The following is an 18388-nucleotide window of genomic DNA, read 5'->3' as shown; positions in this document are numbered from 1 at the left end:
TTAGAAGTTTAAGTACACAAATAGGTACATTGTCCGTATGTTCCAATTTACGGTGTACGTACTGATGCCTGTCTTTTAAGTCATTTGAATAGCCTTTATCTAATCTTATCCAGCTTTATTAATATTGCCGTTTCAGCATCGAGGATCGGCATTGTTAGCCCGACGTTTTGCCACCATTCACCTGAGACCTCACAGCCTGTTGTCGTCCATTCGGGCTGACAAGCCACAATACGGTTGAAGTTACTAGGCTTATCAATCACTGATACTTGATAAACGGACTCTGGGTCTAAGCCAACCATACGCAAGTGACCACTTAATGAGTAAGTTGGCATCGCAAGCTGAGAGACTAACACCACCGCTTCAGTCTGGTCTTGCGATACAACAGCATGGATCTGATGAGCTTTGTCTTCACTGGGAACACGCCACGTCGTTCCGCTGTGTAATAACGGACGAAGCACTTTGTGCAATTTTACATAATGTTCAAAGCCTTGTTTTTCTTCTTGGTTCTCTTTTACCGGGTCTAGCTCAATACCCATGTGTCCAAATAAAGCCGTTAGTCCCCTGAACTCAATACTGTGTCTACGGCGCGTACTGTGGCAATGACTAGCGCCGATATGACTGCCCATCACTTCCGGCGGAAAGAAATAACTCATGCCACGTTGAATGCTCTGACGTTCTAAAGCATCGTTATTGTCTGATGCCCAGAAACGTTGCGTGCGTTTTAACACTTCATAATCAATGCGCCCACCGCCCGCAGCGCACGATTCGATATCCACCAGTGGGTGCTTAGCTCGAACCTTATCCACCAACTGATAGTAACGCTGTGTCTGTTTATGTGCGGCAGCCTGACCGGCATGAGCAGGCTGAACCACTTCCCTGTTCATATCCCACTTGATATAAGCAATGTTGTAGCTAGACAAAAAATGGTCAAGTCGTTCAAACAGATAATTAAATGCGTCTTCATTCTGCAAATCAATTACATACTGGTTACGCCCAGTCGGCTGCTCATACCCTTCCACTGCCAGTAACCATTCAGGGTGTTGGCGGTAAAGATCTGAATTTTTGTTGACCATTTCCGGCTCAAACCACAAACCAAATTCCATGCCAAGCTGATTGACGTGCTCAACAATGGGTGTCAACCCCAGAGGATATTTGCTTTCATCGAGGAACCAGTCGCCCAATGCCGCTTTATCGTCGTTACGTCCTTTGAACCAGCCATCATCAATAATAAAGCGTTCGATACCCATTTCTGCCGCCTGCGATGCCATCGACATAATGTAGTCAGGATCATGGTCAAAATAGATGCCTTCCCACGTGTTGAGATGGATTGGGCGCGGTTTAGATGAAAAATCTTTAGATAAAATGGAATGGCGTACATGAGCATGAAACTGCTGACTCATCCCGTTTAGCCCTTTATCACTGTAGCTAGCATACAGCCAAGGCGTGGTGACACTTTCCCCTTGTGCCAAAGCGACTTCGCCTGCGAAATAAATCACTTCCGCTTGCACAAGACGACGCCCATCGGCCTTCACATCAGCACGCATTCGATGGTTACCACTCCAGGCGAAATGGAACCCCCACACATCACCGATTATTTCATCGAAATGCTGCTCACCTGCGACCAATGCTGGATAGTGTTCATGGGAAGTCCGTCCGCGACGGTTTTCCTGCTGATACCCTCCCTGAGTTAAAGCTTGACGAGCTGTTTGAAACTCGTGAACCCATCGACCAAAGAAAGTCATCAGTTCGTTGGCTCTTGCCGGCAAAGGTAAGGTATTGGCTAAACGATTGACCTGATAAACGCCCGCTTTTAAATTGGTTAGCGTGTGGCGGATTTTCACCACATCATCGGAGTCTAAACAGAGTTCCGTCGTCAGTGCCAAGCCTGCAAGCTCATCAACATTTTCAATGCGCACGCCTGTGTCAATTTCCGAGATCTGCTGTACAACAAAAACCGGAGCCCAATCGATACCACCACGATGCCCTTCTACACCCGGGCTATTAAAAGCACCACGCCCCAATTCAGGACTGAGTGTCATTGCAACGTCTTTATCCAGACGGCCATAAGGTACAGGACGGTACAAACTCTTCCTGAAATTCTCTGGAGCACCTCGAACAGGTTTTCCCCAATGGAGGATTTCGGCAAACTCTCCAACTTCAACAATAAGCTGGCTACGCTTACCGGTTAAGTTAATTAATACAGGCTCCGTCACTGTCCATTCTCCTTCAACCCTTTGAATTTCCGATATCATAAGCAAAACAGAGAAACTTTCTGTGATTGACACCATAATCATGGAAACGTTTCCATCCATCTTAACTATTCATCTCAATTATTCATCTCTATACCCAAACGACTTGCAGTGGCAGCTAGCCGTAGCATAGAGATTTGGCTTATTCGCTATTGGAAATAACTGTACATTGGAAATAATTAAAAGCTTGAGCTTGCGCATTAGTTAGACTTTAAGCTCTTGAGTTGAGTGGACAACCGATATTTAATAAACGCTATCAAAAGTCACTAGACCTGAAAACATTTTCAGAGAACTGCTTTTACCGTTCGCACTCGATACGTTTGAGTACGTGGAAACGATATTAAAACCTTCTCATCAATACCTGAGGCAGATGCAAATATGGCGACCATAAAAGATGTTGCACGAGAAGCTGGCGTGTCCATTGCAACCACATCTCGCGTGATCAATAACGCCCCACACACCAGCGAAACAGCAATTACTGCCGTCAAAGCGGCGATGGAAAAACTAGGATATCGCCCCAATGCAAACGCGCGAGCACTAGTGAGTAAGTCATCCAACGCTATTGGCGTTTTGGTCAGTGACGTTTCTGCACCTTTTTTTGGCATCATGGTAAAAGCGATAGATACCATCGCCAGTGAACAAGAAAAGCAATTACTGGTCGGCAATGGCTATCATGATGCGGAAAAAGAGCGCAGTGCCATCAATTTGTTGATCAACAGTCGCTGTGAATCCCTTGTGTTGCACAGCAAAGGAATGAGCGACGACGAACTAACGAAACTAGCAAAAGAAGTCCCGGGAATGGTACTGATCAACCGAGTGGTGCTAGGAATTGCCAATCGCTGCATTGCATTAGATAACCGTCGCGGCGCCTACATCGCGACCGAGTATCTGATTAAAAACGGTCACAAACATATCGGGTATATTGCCTCTAGCCATAATATTGACGACGCCCATGACCGGCTTGCTGGTTACTTTGATGCACTGCGTGATCACGGCATAGAAGCCAGAAATGAATACGTTGAATATGGCGAACCCGATGAACTTGGTGGTGAACAGGCTATGGTTAATCTGATGGCAAAAAATACCGCTATTACCGCTGTGGCGACCTACAACGACTATATGGCCGCAGGCTGCTTAGTGTTACTGCAAGAAAATGGAATTCGAATTCCGGAAGAGATGTCGGTAATAGGATTTGATGACGGACACATGGCTCGCTTTGTCTACCCGCGTCTCACGACTATTCGTTATCCGATCCAATTAATGGCGAACGAGGCGGTCAAACTTTCTTTGCAGCTAGTCAACAACGAACAGGTGGATCGCACCAATAGCAAACTTTTCATGCCCACTTTGGTTCGGCGCTCATCAGTAGGCAGAGCTCGGTAAGCTCCCTCCTAAAGAGCTTGGAGCCTATCGTCGATTTCCTGTGCGTAGTTATTCGCTTTTACGCCATAGACGATCTGCACATTGTGTTTATCTAGCCGAACCACACCAAAGGCTCCGTTGTATTTCAGGAAATCGGCATCGACCAAATCCGCATCATTAAGCTGCAATCTCAGCCTTGTGGCACACGCAACGGCATGAACAATATTATCTAAACCGCCCACCGCTGCCACTATGCCGTCGGTTTCCTGACCAATGTTTGGGTTGACTTCCACTAAAAAATTAAAAAACTGGCGAATTTTATCAATCATAGAAACCTGCTAGTGTCTGAGATAATTTGCTGTCAATACAATGAATAAGCCTAGAATGTATACATTAGCATAAACTATGCTATAGACACGCACGAAGAAAAATCAGCGTTTTAGGATAAAAACCTCATACCGAACAAAGTCAGATCATAGACAAGAGCTTTAAAGCATATTGCTGGAAGATCTCAATCTAGCACGTAAAATTTGCTGTTTTTTTATTCTGAAATTGAAAACCTTATCTTTCGTTGGTTGTTATTGACTACGCAAAGCAGGATAATACCGAGATCGGAACGAAGACATTACATAATTATGACCGAATATCTTTTGTTGTTAGTCGGCACTGTGCTGGTGAACAACTTTGTACTGGTAAAGTTTTTGGGCTTGTGTCCTTTCATGGGCGTATCCAAAAAGTTAGAAACTGCAATTGGCATGGGGTTAGCGACGACATTCGTTTTAACCTTGGCTTCCGTATGTTCGTATCTTGTAGAAAGTTACATCCTTAAGCCTTTAGCTATTGAATACCTGCGCACCATGAGCTTTATCCTCGTGATTGCGGTTGTGGTTCAATTTACTGAAATGGTGGTACACAAAACCAGCCCGACACTTTATCGCTTGTTAGGTATTTTCCTGCCACTTATTACGACCAACTGTGCCGTGTTAGGTGTGGCATTACTGAACATCAATGAAAACCATAACTTCATTCAGTCGATCATCTACGGTTTTGGTGCAGCGGTGGGTTTCTCAATGGTGTTGATTCTGTTTGCTTCGATGCGAGAACGTATTCAAGTAGCTGATGTGCCCGCTCCATTTAAAGGTGCTTCTATTGCTATGATCACCGCGGGTTTGATGTCGCTTGCCTTTATGGGCTTTACCGGATTGGTGAAGTTGTAATGAGTACCATATTAATTGCTGTCATTGCTATTGCCGTTCTTGCTGCACTGTTCGGCGCTATTCTGGGCTTTGCTTCGATTCGTTTTAAAGTTGAAGCAGACCCTATCGTTGACCAAATCGATGCTATTTTGCCGCAGACACAATGCGGTCAATGTGGCTACCCGGGCTGCCGTCCTTATGCGGAAGCCATTGCCAATGGCGACCAGATCAACAAATGCCCTCCGGGCGGTCAACAGACGATAGAGAAACTTGCAGACTTAATGGGCGTGGATGTTCAAGAATCTGCGCACGATTTGAGTAGCAAAGTAAAAACCGTTGCTTTTATTCATGAAGACATGTGTATCGGCTGTACTAAGTGTATTCAGGCTTGCCCTGTAGACGCAATTGTCGGCGGCACTAAAGCACTGCATACCGTCATCAAAGATGAGTGTACTGGCTGTGACCTCTGCGTTGCACCTTGCCCAACAGATTGTATTGAAATGATCCCTGTTGTAACCACCACAGAGACTTGGAAATGGCAGCTCAATGCAATTCCTGTCGTTGACGTGACTCATGCAGCAACCTCTCGTCAAAGCAACCGGGATTAAGGATTCATATGTTGTCATTAATCGAACAAATTAGAACGGGTAGCCTGTGGTCATTTCCGGGCGGCATTCACCCAGCAGAAAACAAACAACAGTCGAATCAATCAGCGATAGCTCAAGCCAGCATTCCAAGTGAAATTGTATTACCCGTTAAACAACATATCGGTAAACCGGGCGATCTGCTGGTTAATATTGGTGACACGGTCAAAAAAGGTCAGGCTTTAACCCAATACACGTCAACATTCATGTTGCCGGTACATGCACCAACTTCCGGTGTAATTAAAGCCATAGAACCAAGAACAACCGCACATCCTTCAGGTCTGGCGGAACTTTGCATCGTGATTGAATCTGACGGTCAGGACAGCTGGATTGAAAAACAAGGTGTTGAAGACTTCACACAATGCTCACCAGATGCGCTGATTGAGATTATTCGTCAATCAGGGATTTCAGGTATGGGTGGCGCAGGCTTCCCAACGGCAAAGAAAATCCAGTCGGGCTTATCACGCACCGATATTCTGATTATTAATGCTGCAGAGTGTGAACCGTACATCACCGCTGACGATGTTCTGATGAGAGAAAACGCTCAAGAAATCATTCAAGGCATCAGCATTGTCGAGCACATTCTAAAACCAAAGCTGACCATTATTGGTATTGAAGATAACAAGCCGAAAGCGATTCAAGCTCTGCAACATGCATCGTTAAACAAAGATATTGTCATTCGCGTTATTCCAACCAAATACCCGTCAGGTGGTGAAAAGCAACTGATTAAGATTCTGACCAATCTTGAAGTACCTAATGGCAAAATCCCTGCTGATATCGGTTTAATGGTGCAAAACGTCGGTTCTATTCAAGCCATTAAACGGGCAGTGATCGATGGTGAACCTTTAATTCGTCGCGTTGTGACACTGACAGGCAACAGTTTTAAAAAGCCCAAAAACGTCTGGACATTGTTGGGCACACCCGTTCAGGCTCTGCTTGATGAGTTTGGTTATCAAGCGGATAAAAAACTGCCGCGTTTGATTATGGGGGGGCCTATGATGGGCTTTACCCTACCACATGCTAATGTGCCAATCACCAAGACATCCAACTGTATTCTTGCTCCAACTCGCCAAGAAATTGTACCTCAATCCTATGAAATGCCGTGTATTCGCTGTGGTCAATGTGCGGAAGTATGCCCGGCATCACTTCTCCCACAGCAACTGCAATGGCATGCAAAAGCAGAAGAATTCGACAAGTGTGAAGAACTGCATTTAAAAGACTGTATTGAATGCGGCGCGTGTGCATACGTCTGCCCAAGTGAAATTCCACTGGTTCAGTACTATCGCCAGGCAAAAGCAGAAATCCGTACTCGTAAGATTGAATCAGATGCCGCTGAACGTGCTCGACTTCGATTCGAAGAGAAAAAAGAACGTATGGAACGTGATAAAGCGGAACGAGAAAATCGCTTTAAAGCAGCAGCAGAAACTCGCCGTCAGGAGATGACCACCAGCGATGGTGAAAACGCGATTGCAGCAGCCATTGCACGAGTGAAAGCACAGAAACAACCATCAGCAACTACAGATTCAGCAGTGAAACCTGCGGTAGCCGCAGCCATTGCCAAAGCGAAAGCAAAACAAGCAGAAGCGGCAAAAACTGGCGCAGCTGAACCTGACAACGCTGAGATGATCAAGCTGCGTGAAGAGCGCAAACGTCAGGCTCGTGAACGTAAACTCGAGAAAGAATCACAAACAGACGTGATGGTATCTCCGGCTAACGACAAAAAAGCCGCGGTTGCTGAAGCTATTGCTCGTGCAAAAGCTCGCAAAGCCCAGCAAGAATCCACGTCTGCTGAAGAAGAAAATCAGGCTAAAACCGAAACGTCTGACGATGCGAAAAAAGCAGCGGTTGCCGCAGCTATCGCCCGTGCAAAAGCTCGCAAAGCGCAGCAAGAATCTGCTCCTACGCAAGAAGAAAATCAGGCTAAAACCGAAACGTCTGACGATGCGAAAAAAGCCGCAGTCGCTGCAGCCATCGCCCGCGCTAAAGCTCGCAAAGCGGAGCAACAAAATAAAAATACCGAGGAGAATAACTAGTGTCTTTCTTTATAGCTAGTTCCCCACATACACATATCAAACGCAGCACTTCTGATTTGATGAAGTGGGTAGCGTTATGCGCACTGCCGGGCTTATTTGCTCAAACCTATTTCTTCGGTTTTGGTACCTTAATTCAATTGGTCTTTGCTATCCTTGTTGCGCTCACATTTGAAGCAGCGGTAATGAAATTACGTAAGCGCCCAGCCTATTTTGCACTGAGAGATCACAGCGCTATCGTTACCGCATGGCTATTGGCTGTAGCGATTCCGCCAATGTCACCTTGGTGGATTGTGTTTATTGGCCTCGTGTTCGCGATTTTGATTGCCAAGCACCTATACGGTGGACTCGGTCAAAATCCGTTTAACCCTGCAATGGTTGCCTACGTAGTTTTGCTTATCTCCTTCCCTGTGCAGATGACAAGTTGGATAGCACCACATCAGTTGGCACCAGATAGCATCTCGTTCAGTGATTCGCTTTCGCTTATCTTTACTGGTTTCGATTCTGACGGATTGTCTCTGCAGCAAATTCGAACCGGTATCGACGGTATGACCATGGCAACACCACTTGATTCGTTAAAAACGTCGCTAAAGGCGGGTCATACGCTATCAGAAGTCATGGCTCAGCCACAGTTTGGATCTTTAGCAGGCATCGGTTGGGAATGGGTAAACCTTGCTTACTTAGCTGGCGGTATTGTCCTTCTTAGACTGAGAGTGATTAACTGGCACATTCCAGTTGCGTTTCTAACCAGCTTAGTAGTGATCAGCACATTGGCAGTACTGCTTGCTCCGGGGACAACAGCATCACCATTAGTGCATCTATTCTCTGGCGCGACTATGCTCGGTGCATTTTTCATTGCGACAGATCCGGTTACGGCTTCAACGACCGTTAAAGGGCGTTTAATCTTTGGTGCATTCATCGGTGCGATGGTGTTCATCATTCGCAGTTGGGGTGGTTTTCCAGATGGTGTTGCGTTTGCAGTACTGCTGGCTAACATGTGTGTACCGCTGATCGACTACTACACCAAACCCCGCACTTACGGGCACTAAGGAGCAAAAATGTTAACCGCTATTAGAAACAACGGTCTCATCCTTGCTGCTTTTGCTTGTTTATCAACAGGAGTAGTGGCGTTGACTCACCAATTGACCGAGTCACAGATTAAGAAGCAAGAAAACATTCAATTGCTATCGGTTTTGAACCAAGTCATTCCTGCAAAACTGCATGACAACGAGCTTTCACAATCGTGTATTTTGCTTAATGACCCTGCGCTTGGCACTGACAATGATATGCCCGCCTATGTGGCTACATTAAACGGCCAACCAAGCGCAATTGCGGTTGAAGCGATTGCACCTGATGGTTACAACGGTGCCATTAAAGTCATTGTTGGTATCAAAAATGATGGCACGATAACCGGAACCCGAGTTCTGGCACATAATGAAACTCCCGGACTGGGCGACAAAATTGACCTAAGAATCAGTGATTGGATACTAAGCTTTAAAGGTAAATCGGTAACAACAGACAGTGAAGCGCAATGGAAAGTTCGCAAAGACGGCGGTCAATTTGACCAGTTTACTGGCGCAACAATAACCCCTCGCGCTGTGGTTAAAGCAGTGAAAAAAGCCGTGGCTTACGTAAATAATCATCGTGAGACATTAGCGAAGCAAACCTATAACTGCGGAGATAAACAATGAACAGTGAACATAAGGCACTGATGAAAAACGGTATGTGGGAGAACAACCCGGCTTTAGTTCAGTTGCTTGGTTTGTGCCCATTGCTTGCCGTTTCTTCCACCGTGACTAACGCTCTGGGTTTGGGCATTGCTACCATGCTGGTACTTGTCAGCTCAAACGTAACCATTTCTTTAGTGCGTGACTATGTGCCAAAAGAAGTACGTATTCCCGTGTTTGTGATGATCATTGCCGCCTTAGTTACTTGTGTTCAGTTGCTAATGAATGCCTACGCGTATGGATTGTATTTATCGTTAGGTATCTTTATTCCGCTTATAGTGACCAACTGCATCATTATTGGTCGTGCTGAAGCTTTTGCTTCTAAAAATGACGTGTTACCTTCAGCTCAAGATGGCTTGTGGATGGGGCTAGGCATGACTTCTGTTCTGGTTGTGCTGGGTTCAATGCGAGAAATTATTGGTAAAGGCACCTTATTTGATGGCGCGGATTTGCTACTGGGTCATTGGGCAAAAGTACTACGAATTGAAATTTTCCATTTTGATAACAGCTTCCTGCTTGCATTGTTACCACCGGGCGCGTTTTTTGGTGTGGGTCTGCTTATTGCACTCAAGAATGTTATCGACAAACACCTTGCAGCACGTCAACCAAAACCAGAAAAGCCAACTATCGAACGTGCACGAGTGACTAACGTATCGTCTTAAAAATAAAAACTAAAAACCGTGGAAACAGCGCAGAGCAATGAACAAAGATAAAAGAATACAGATCCTCGAGCGACTGAGAGAAAACAACCCGAAACCAGAAACCGAGCTCAACTGGAACTCACCTTTTGAACTGCTGATCGCCGTTTTATTGTCGGCTCAAGCGACTGATGTCAGTGTTAACAAAGCGACTGACAAATTATATGCCGTGGCGAACACCCCTCAAGCCATCTTTGATTTGGGGGTTGAGGGCGTCAAAGAGTATATAAAAACTATCGGTCTTTTTAACTCGAAAGCAGAAAACGTTATCAAAACTTGCCGGATTTTGCTTGATAAACACAACAGCGAAGTGCCAGAAAACCGAGAAGCACTCGAAGCGCTACCCGGAGTCGGTCGTAAGACGGCAAACGTGGTATTAAATACCGCATTCGGTTGGCCAACCATCGCTGTAGATACCCATATTTACCGAGTCGCTAACCGAACCAAATTTGCCATAGGGAAAACGGTCGACGATGTCGAACAAAAACTACTTAAAGTTGTTCCGGCAGAATTTAAATTAGATGTCCACCACTGGCTAATTTTACATGGCAGATACACTTGCATCGCACGTAAGCCTCGCTGTGGCAGTTGCCTAATTGAAGACCTTTGTGAATATAAAGATAAAATTTACCCTGAAAACTAGGAGCCCAAAATGTCAAACAACCGTGTTCTACATACCATGCTACGCGTCGGTGATTTAGACAAATCTATCGAGTTCTACACCAAAGTTATGGGTATGGAATTACTACGTAAAAGCGAAAATCCTGAATACAAATACACTCTTGCGTTCGTTGGTTACGGAGATGAATCACAAGGTGCTGTGATTGAATTAACCTATAACTGGGGAGTAGCAGAGTACGACCTAGGTAAAGGCTTCGGTCACATCGCTATTGGCGTTGACGATATCTACGCGACTTGTGACGCAATTAAAGCGGTTGGTGGCAACGTGACTCGTGAGCCTGGTCCTGTGAAAGGTGGAACAACGCACATTGCATTCGTTAAAGATCCCGATGGTTACATGATCGAGCTTATCCAAAACCGTCAAGCAAGCGCTGCGCTAGAAGGTTAATTATTCTTTTACGCTAGTGATCACAAAAACACCGCCTGAGCGGTGTTTTTGTTTATCTATATTTAGAAACTAAACCTGAGTACGACCTAGCGAAATCACGACACGACGGTTTTTATCTTTGCCAATCGGCGATTCGTTATCGGCGATCGGACGGCGCTTACCAAACCCCTGCACCTGAATTCTGTCTTCCGATAAACCCAGTGACTGAAAATAATTGCGTAGTCTCTCTGCACGCTTTTCAGACAAACTTTGACTTTCATTTTTGCTATCACTTGAATCCGTATAAGCAGAAACTAATACCAAGTCAATATCAGGATTGTAGCGAATGTACTCTGCAATCTGCGCTAGACGCTTCTGTGAAGCCTTATTCAAATCAACACTATTGCCACGGTCGTAATGCAGAATCGTGAACGAGATATCTTCGAAATTGTAGGGCAGCAGATTGGCAATACAGTCACTAAAGACGTTGTATTGAGATTGAAACAGCACGGATGAAAGAGCGACTTCAATACGTTGATCACGGCTCTGCCAATCTTGATAGCTGAACGTCGGATAACGGCCTTTTTCCAGCTCACTCAACAATGTCCACGCAGACTGACCACCAATATAGCCATCAAACTGTTTGAAGAATTGAATGTTAGTAATGCGATCAGCACTTTCCCCAGGTCGCCATGCTGGCGGCATAGAAACTAAGCTAACATTACGTGTTTCGCCCATAGGGCGACGCATTTTCAGCTCAAAATCCAAATTCAGTTTTTTACTGGCTCGAGCGGAAAATTCTGCATCACCATAATTTGGAATAGGATGTACAAGCCGACACTCAAGCGGTGTATTCATCACCATCTGCCATTTAGACTGTTGTGGCGTTGCCACATAACGCTTCTCTAGTGCCGATGCGGCAACAGGCGCCAATAGAGTGGCAGTAGCTAAACTTGTAACAAGCCATTTATTCATAAGGACTTTTTTCTCTTAATACTGCGTGTCATCGTGGCGAATCATTGCCACTAACTTCAACCTGACATAGTTAATGCAAAAATCCCGCCAGATTAACTCAAAAGCCACAACGCAAAATTATTTTCAGACGATGAAGACCACTTTATCTGATATAGCTAAATCTTGAATCAATTAATTGTCTCTAAATAGAGTGCTCAGGTTTTTCTTGCCGTCATAACATGCAATAATGCCGCCCTTGTCGCAATCACTAGAGCCAGCATGACTGATTTAAAACAAGCAAAGACATTAAAAGAGCGTTTCCGTGGTTATTTTCCTGTCGTTATCGATGTAGAAACAGCAGGATTCAACGCTCAAACCGATGCCCTATTGGAAATTTGCGCAGTGACTTTGCGTATGGACGAAAACGGCGATTTACACCCAGCTTCTACCATTCATTTTCATGTTGAGCCTTTTGAAGGCGCCAATCTAGAAAAGGCCGCTCTTGAATTCACGGGTATCTATGACCCCTTTAGTCCTCTGCGTGGCGCGGTTTCTGAAGACCATGCATTAAAAGAGATCTACAAACTTGTTCGTAAAGAGCAAAAAGCCACAGATTGCAGCCGTGCGATTATCGTCGCGCATAACGCCAATTTTGACCACAGTTTTGTCATGGCGGCAAGCGAACGAAACAAACTAAAACGAGTACCTTTTCACCCTTTCGCAACGTTTGATACTGCAACGCTAAGCGGTCTTGCCTATGGTCAAACGGTGCTGGCTAAGGCATGCAAAGCGGCCGGAATGGAATTTGATAATCGTGAAGCACATTCAGCGCTTTACGATACTCAGAAAACCGCAGAGCTATTCTGTGGCATCGTCAACAAATGGAAAGCCCTTGGCGGTTGGCCACTTGCCGACGAAAAAGAAAACAACTAAAACCAAACACAACTTGAAATGAGAATAATATGAATCCTGTAGTCATTTCCGTTTGCGTCATGCTGCTGCTTGCTCTGATGCGCGTAAACGTTGTAGTTGCCCTAACCTTCAGCGCTATCGTTGGTGGTTTAGTGGCAGGTATGAGCTTAAATGATACCGTAGCGGCTTTCGAAAGCGGCTTGGGTGGCGGTGCAACTATCGCACTTAGCTACGCAATGCTCGGCACGTTTGCTGTTGCCATCTCTAAATCTGGTATCACTGATTTGCTGGCGCAAAGTGTGATTAAGCGTCTTCATGGTAAAGAACATGGAGCGGCAACCACTGGTTTAAAATACGCCGTTTTGGTTGCTTTGCTGCTAATGGCGATTTCTTCGCAAAACGTTATTCCAGTGCATATCGCCTTCATCCCAATTTTGATTCCGCCGCTACTCGGCGTGTTTGCCAAGCTTAAACTTGATCGTCGTTTAGTTGCCTGTGTACTTACCTTTGGTTTGATCACTCCTTATATGGTGCTACCGGTTGGTTTTGGCGGTATTTTCTTAAACAATATCCTGCTTAAGAACCTGCACGAGAACGGCTTGAACAATATCACTGCAGGCCAAGTTCCTATGGCAATGTTGCTACCAGCGATTGGCATGATCGTCGGTTTACTTATTGCGGTATTTTTCAGTTACCGTAAGCCTCGTGAATATCAAGAGACTGAGCTGACGGTTGTTCAGCATCAAGCGAACGAAATCGATAAGAAACACGTTGGCATTGCCGCTGTCGGTATTGTGGTTGCATTAGCGGTTCAGCTTGCGACAGGTTCAATGATCATTGGAGCATTAGCTGGATTTATGGTGTTTACTTTCGGCGGTGTTATCGCTTGGAAAGAAACTCATGATGTGTTCACCAAAGGTGTTCATATGATGGCAATGATCGGCTTTATCATGATTTCTGCAGCAGGCTTTGCCGCTGTAATGAAAGGCACCGGGGGCGTTGAATCATTAGTGAGCGCGTTATCAACCAGTATCGGTGACAATAAACCTTTAGCTGCATTGCTAATGCTTGTGGTAGGTTTGCTGGTAACTATGGGTATCGGTTCTTCGTTCTCAACCATTCCAATTATCGCCACCATCTATGTACCTTTGTGTATCGCTTTTGGTTTTTCTCCGATGGCAACCGTAGCACTCGTTGGAACAGCAGCTGCATTAGGTGATGCTGGCTCACCGGCTTCTGACTCAACGCTAGGTCCGACATCTGGTTTGAACGCTGATGGTCAACACGAACACATTTGGGAAACCGTTGTACCGACTTTTCTTCACTACAACTTGCCGTTAGTTGTATTTGGTTGGATTGCGGCTATGGTGCTTTAACCCATTAGCTTTCAACCCCGCATATTGAAATTATGGGGTTGATAAAACGTAAGACATTAAAAAAGCTTCCCTCGAGAAGCTTTTTTGCTATTCACTGACTATCAACGTCAAAATGCTTGGTAAAAGTGATTAAGCACCTTCGTTGTACAATTCGAGGCTTGCTAGATCCTGAATTTCACGCTGTGCTTTAACATCATCACCGCGCATCGACTCCAAGTAGTCTAAGTATTGCTGATCAATATCGCCTGTCACGTACTCACCGTTAAATACTGACGCTTCAAACTGCGCGATATCAGGGTTACCAGCGCGTACTGCATCTTCTAAATCTTCGAGAGTTTGGAAGATAAGCGCATCCGCTCCAATTTGTTTACAGATATCAGCGTTATCACGACCGTGAGCAATCAGCTCATTTGCCGTTGGCATGTCGATACCATAGACGTTAGGGAAACGAATCTCAGGTGCCGCTGACACCATGTAAACTTTCGCTGCACCCGAATCACGAGCCATTTCGATAATCTGCTCAGAAGTCGTTCCACGCACGATTGAGTCATCAACAAGCAGCACATTCTTATCTTTAAACTCAGATCGGATTGCGTTGAGTTTGCGACGCACTGATTTCTTACGTTGCTGTTGACCCGGCATAATAAACGTACGGCCAACATAACGGTTCTTCACAAAGCCTTGGCGGTACGGTTTATCAATTGCTTGTGCGATTTGTAGTGCGATATCGTTTGATGTTTCTGGAATTGGAATCACAACATCAATGTCCAGATCGGCGAATTCGTTCTTAATACGCTCGCCCAGACGCTTACCCATTTCAACGCGTGCGCTGTAAACCGAAATTTTATCGATGAAAGAATCAGGACGAGCAAAGTAAACGAACTCAAAAATACAAGGCGTTAGGCTCGGGCTGTCTGCACACTGCTTAGTGAACAGCTCACCTTCAAACGTTGCATAAATCGCTTCACCCGGTGCGACATCACGCACAAAGTCGAAACCTACGGCATCTAATGCCACAGATTCTGACGCGACCATATATTCAGTTCGACCATTCGCTTCACGCTTACCAAGGCAAAGTGGACGAATACCGTGCGGGTCGCGAAAAGCAATCATACCGTGACCGATAATCATAGCAGTCACTGCGTATGCGCCACGAATAGTGCGGTGTACGTTTGCCACTGCGCGGAAGACATCTTCAGAAGTCACATTGCCTCTTACTGTGTCAATTTCATGCGCCAATACGTTTAGCAATACTTCAGAATCTGAGGTGGTGTTGATATGACGACGATCTTTTTCGAACAACTTGTCACGCACCGCGTTCGCATTGGTCAGGTTGCCGTTGTGAGCAAGCGTAATACCGAACGGAGAGTTTACGTAAAAAGGTTGAGCTTCCGATGCACTTGAGCTGCCAGCCGTTGGGTAGCGAACGTGTCCAATACCAACAGTACCTTGAAGACGCTGCATGTGTTTGGCTTCAAAGACATCTTTTACTAAACCGTTCGCCTTGCGCAGACGAAAACGATTACTTTCTATGGTACAAATACCAGCGGCATCTTGGCCACGATGCTGCAATACCGTTAAAGCGTCATAGATAGACTGGTTTACAGGCGTTGTGCCCACGATTCCAACAATACCACACATGTCCTAATCCTCGATTTGCGTCAGTAACTGACGCGTTATATCGCGTCAGATAGAAAACTTGATGTTGCTTGTATGTGTTCAAACAGAGGCGCAATCACACGGCTAAACTCCGGCACTAATTGCGAACTCTTCCACCACTCTGAATCTGATAACGTGGTAAAGGTATCAACGAAAAACAGCGCTGCTGCAACGATAAGAACCCCACGCAATGCGCCAAATACGACGCCAAGGATTCTATCCGTACCAGATAAACCTGTTTTCTGCACCAATTGCGAAATCACATAGTTCACAATCGCCCCCACCACTAATGTTGCTACAAACAATGCAGCAATGGCAGCGCCGTTGCGGAACATATCGTCTTTAATATTGGTAAAGTACACCGCCAGTTTTGCATAGTACTGTGAAGCGATAAAAAATGCGCCACACCAGATAATTAATGACAAGGCTTCTTTCGCAAAGCCACGGATCAAACTGATCAAAGCTGACAAGCCGATCACACTTAAAATGACAATATCTAACCAATTCATGAGTTCTTACATCTTAAGTTGGCGCGCATTTTAACAGAAAAAAACGCGACGCAAACGTTTTCTTATGGGTTTAGTGGTTTAAATTTAAGCAATTGACCTTTTGAACCGGTAACTTTCTCTAATTCCAGCAGTTGTCTCTCAAGCTTACTTTTTGAGACATCTGGTCCGATGATCACTCGCGTAAAACCGTTTTCTTGTTTGCTATGAGCTTGATAACCGCGTTTTTGCAGATCGCTCACCACACTTTGTGCATTTTCTGCATTCTTCAAAGCCATCAACTGAATGATCCACGCGCTATCTTGGTAATCATTTTTCTCAGGTACTTCTTTGACGACAGTTTCGATTGGCTTCTGAACTGATGTCGGCGAATTGGAAGTTTGACTTGTCTGCTGTGTTGCGGATACAGGAGATTCAGGCAAAGCAACGTCATCTTCCACCGGCTCAAGGACTTCAAACTTTTCAACATCACTATTCAGCTCAGGCTTGATAGGAATGCTGGTCATTTCTTCTTGATAGTGCATTTTCTTACCATCAAGAACATCAGGTAAAACGATGACGCCAACCGCCACCAAAATAATAGTACCCACTAAACGGCTTTGAAATTTACTTGCCATTTACGCTCCTTTATTTCTCCAGTGCTCAAGCACTTCACCGACTGTGTGGAAAGAACCTGCAACGATTATGACATCACCTCCGGTGGCCCTTGTCATCGCACTTTCAAATGCACTGACAGGATTCGCATATTGCTCCTGCCCTTCCCCCAAATGCTGACACAACTCGCTCGCAGCAGCGGCTCTAGGACCTGACAAAGAAGCCGGATACCAGTGACTCACAACCGGTTTTAAGACTTCGATAGTAGATTTAATGTCTTTATCGTGCAGCATCCCAAGCACCATATGTATATTTTGCTCAGGGAATTGACTACGAATTTGCGACGCAAGATATTCAGCCGAATGAGGATTATGTGCCACATCAAGCATCACAACCGGTTTATCGCATATACGTTGCATACGACCAGCCAGTTTTGCTTTGCGTAGACCTTCGACGATATTGACGTCGCTTAACTCTAATCCTGAACAGCCTAAAGCCATCAGCGCCGTCGCTGCGTTTGCCAGCGGAAGTGTTGGCATTGGTAAATCGGTAAGATCGAATGATCCGCTGCGCCATTGCCACATGGAATCCGATACTTTGTCATAATCAAACTGGATACCAACTTGATAGAACTCAGCACCAATGTCGTCCGCATGGGCAGCTACCGTTGATGGAGGCTTAGGCTGACCACAAATTGCCGGTTTGCCCGCGCGGAAAATGCCGGCCTTCTCAAAACCGATGACATTAATATCGTCACCCAACCAATCAACATGGTCGATCGCCAAACTGGTTATCACAGACACGTCATGCTCAACCACATTGGTTGCATCCAAACGTCCACCAAGACCGACCTCTAACAGTACGACATCGACTTTTTCAGTCTGAAAAACACGAAGTGCAGCCAATGTGCCAAATTCAAACAGACTTAAGCTAATGTCGCCGCGCTGCTCGTCAACAAAAGCAAAAGCTTGCGTGTGTTGTTCATCGCTAACATCAACACCGTTAATACGCACGCGTTCGTTATAGCTAATAAGGTGTGGGGAACTGTATACACCGACTGAGTAGCCAGCATCTAACAGGATGCTTTCCATTAACGCACAAGTAGAACCTTTACCGTTAGTTCCGGCGACAGTGATCACTGTAGCAGCAGGTTTAGTAAGAGAGGCTTTAGTGGCAACCGCTTGAACGCGATCTAAGCCTAAATCAATTGCAGATGTGTGAATATGAGTTAAATAGTCAAGCCACATCGATAGTGAGGATGTGGCTTGAGGAATTAGGTTTCGTTTCATCTAACGTAGAACCATTGTTTTCTTTGGTTTAGTTAGCGCCTACTTTACCCTTTTTTGTTCGCTTCTGGTACTGAATATGCAGCCTCTTGTGGCGCATCGTTCACAGAAACAACCAGAGGAGATTTTTGGTTGGTCATCTTCGCC

At 45.4% G+C, this 18388-nt stretch carries 18 protein-coding genes and 1 pseudogene; 11 read left to right on the top strand and 8 right to left on the bottom strand.

Going from position 1 to position 18388, the window contains the following annotated elements; translation table 11 throughout:
- Positions 1–95 precede the first annotated feature (95 nt).
- Positions 96–2213, bottom strand: coding sequence for an alpha-galactosidase (locus tag ACK5MF_RS03570; protein ID WP_416919440.1), 2118 nt, complete (start codon positions 2211–2213; stop codon positions 96–98).
- A 414-nt stretch (positions 2214–2627) separates the two neighbouring features.
- On the opposite strand from ACK5MF_RS03570, the gene ACK5MF_RS03565 reads away from it, so the two are divergent.
- Positions 2628–3632, top strand: coding sequence for a substrate-binding domain-containing protein (locus tag ACK5MF_RS03565; protein WP_416919438.1), 1005 nt, complete (start codon positions 2628–2630; stop codon positions 3630–3632).
- Positions 3633–3640: 8 nt separating this feature from the next.
- Here the strand turns inward: ACK5MF_RS03565 and ACK5MF_RS03560 are convergent, their stop codons facing one another.
- Positions 3641–3940: a glucose PTS transporter subunit EIIB gene (locus tag ACK5MF_RS03560; RefSeq protein WP_416919436.1), complete on the bottom strand. Its 300-nt coding sequence runs from the start codon at positions 3938–3940 to the stop codon at positions 3641–3643.
- A 306-nt stretch (positions 3941–4246) separates the two neighbouring features.
- Between ACK5MF_RS03560 and rsxA the strand changes: the two genes are divergently transcribed.
- From rsxA to gloA, 8 genes are read left to right on the top strand one after another with little or no spacing between them, the layout of a single operon-like run.
- Positions 4247–4828, top strand: a complete 582-nt coding sequence (gene rsxA, locus ACK5MF_RS03555; RefSeq protein ID WP_416919434.1) for an electron transport complex subunit RsxA — start codon at positions 4247–4249, stop codon at positions 4826–4828.
- A complete protein-coding gene (rsxB, locus tag ACK5MF_RS03550; protein WP_416919432.1) occupies positions 4828–5415 on the top strand; it encodes an electron transport complex subunit RsxB in 588 nt (195 codons plus the stop codon). The genes rsxA and rsxB overlap by 1 nt, the downstream gene beginning before the upstream one ends.
- An 8-nt stretch (positions 5416–5423) precedes the next feature.
- Positions 5424–7484: an electron transport complex subunit RsxC gene (gene rsxC / locus ACK5MF_RS03545; RefSeq protein ID WP_416919430.1), complete on the top strand. Its 2061-nt coding sequence runs from the start codon at positions 5424–5426 to the stop codon at positions 7482–7484.
- Complete coding sequence (rsxD, locus tag ACK5MF_RS03540) at positions 7484–8530, top strand: electron transport complex subunit RsxD (RefSeq protein ID WP_416919429.1); 1047 nt, start codon at positions 7484–7486, stop codon at positions 8528–8530. The genes rsxC and rsxD overlap by 1 nt, the downstream gene beginning before the upstream one ends.
- A 9-nt stretch (positions 8531–8539) precedes the next feature.
- Positions 8540–9172 (top strand): electron transport complex subunit RsxG, encoded by a 633-nt coding sequence (gene rsxG / locus ACK5MF_RS03535; RefSeq protein WP_416919427.1) that lies wholly within the window; start codon positions 8540–8542, stop codon positions 9170–9172.
- A complete protein-coding gene (locus ACK5MF_RS03530; protein WP_416919425.1) occupies positions 9169–9870 on the top strand; it encodes an electron transport complex subunit E in 702 nt (233 codons plus the stop codon). The genes rsxG and ACK5MF_RS03530 overlap by 4 nt, the downstream gene beginning before the upstream one ends.
- A gap of 37 nt (positions 9871–9907) precedes the next feature.
- Positions 9908–10549 (top strand): endonuclease III, encoded by a 642-nt coding sequence (gene nth / locus ACK5MF_RS03525; protein WP_416919423.1) that lies wholly within the window; start codon positions 9908–9910, stop codon positions 10547–10549.
- Positions 10550–10558: 9 nt separating this feature from the next.
- Positions 10559–10975, top strand: coding sequence for a lactoylglutathione lyase (gloA, locus tag ACK5MF_RS03520; protein ID WP_416919421.1), 417 nt, complete (start codon positions 10559–10561; stop codon positions 10973–10975).
- A 69-nt stretch (positions 10976–11044) separates the two neighbouring features.
- On the opposite strand, the gene motY is transcribed toward gloA, so the two are convergent.
- Positions 11045–11929: a flagellar protein MotY gene (gene motY / locus ACK5MF_RS03515; RefSeq protein ID WP_416919419.1), complete on the bottom strand. Its 885-nt coding sequence runs from the start codon at positions 11927–11929 to the stop codon at positions 11045–11047.
- Positions 11930–12187: 258 nt separating this feature from the next.
- Here motY and rnt point away from each other — a divergent pair, with 258 nt between their 5' ends.
- On the top strand, positions 12188–12841 hold the full coding sequence (gene rnt / locus ACK5MF_RS03510; RefSeq protein ID WP_416919418.1) for a ribonuclease T: 654 nt from the start codon (positions 12188–12190) through the stop codon (positions 12839–12841).
- 29 nt (positions 12842–12870) lie between these two features.
- Positions 12871–14196, top strand: coding sequence for a Na+/H+ antiporter family protein (locus tag ACK5MF_RS03505; protein WP_416919416.1), 1326 nt, complete (start codon positions 12871–12873; stop codon positions 14194–14196).
- Between the two features lie 129 nt (positions 14197–14325).
- Here ACK5MF_RS03505 and purF read toward each other — a convergent pair whose 3' ends face one another.
- The 5 genes and pseudogenes from purF to ACK5MF_RS03480 all read right to left on the bottom strand — a co-directional run.
- The gene (purF, locus tag ACK5MF_RS03500) at positions 14326–15837 is read right to left on the bottom strand and encodes an amidophosphoribosyltransferase (RefSeq protein WP_416919414.1); all 1512 of its coding nucleotides are present in this window, start codon (positions 15835–15837) and stop codon (positions 14326–14328) included.
- Positions 15838–15872: 35 nt separating this feature from the next.
- On the bottom strand, positions 15873–16364 hold the full coding sequence (locus tag ACK5MF_RS03495) for a CvpA family protein (protein ID WP_416919412.1): 492 nt from the start codon (positions 16362–16364) through the stop codon (positions 15873–15875).
- A gap of 62 nt (positions 16365–16426) precedes the next feature.
- A complete protein-coding gene (locus ACK5MF_RS03490) occupies positions 16427–16978 on the bottom strand; it encodes an SPOR domain-containing protein (RefSeq protein ID WP_416919411.1) in 552 nt (183 codons plus the stop codon).
- The gene (gene folC / locus ACK5MF_RS03485; protein ID WP_416919409.1) at positions 16979–18244 is read right to left on the bottom strand and encodes a bifunctional tetrahydrofolate synthase/dihydrofolate synthase; all 1266 of its coding nucleotides are present in this window, start codon (positions 18242–18244) and stop codon (positions 16979–16981) included.
- Between the two features lie 44 nt (positions 18245–18288).
- A pseudogene (locus tag ACK5MF_RS03480) lies at positions 18289–18388 on the bottom strand (acetyl-CoA carboxylase carboxyl transferase subunit beta); the annotation flags it as partial.

Source organism: Vibrio sp. (assembly GCF_047973365.1).
Lineage (GTDB): Bacteria > Pseudomonadota > Gammaproteobacteria > Enterobacterales > Vibrionaceae > Vibrio.
This window is presented reverse-complemented; position numbering and strand designations above follow the sequence as displayed.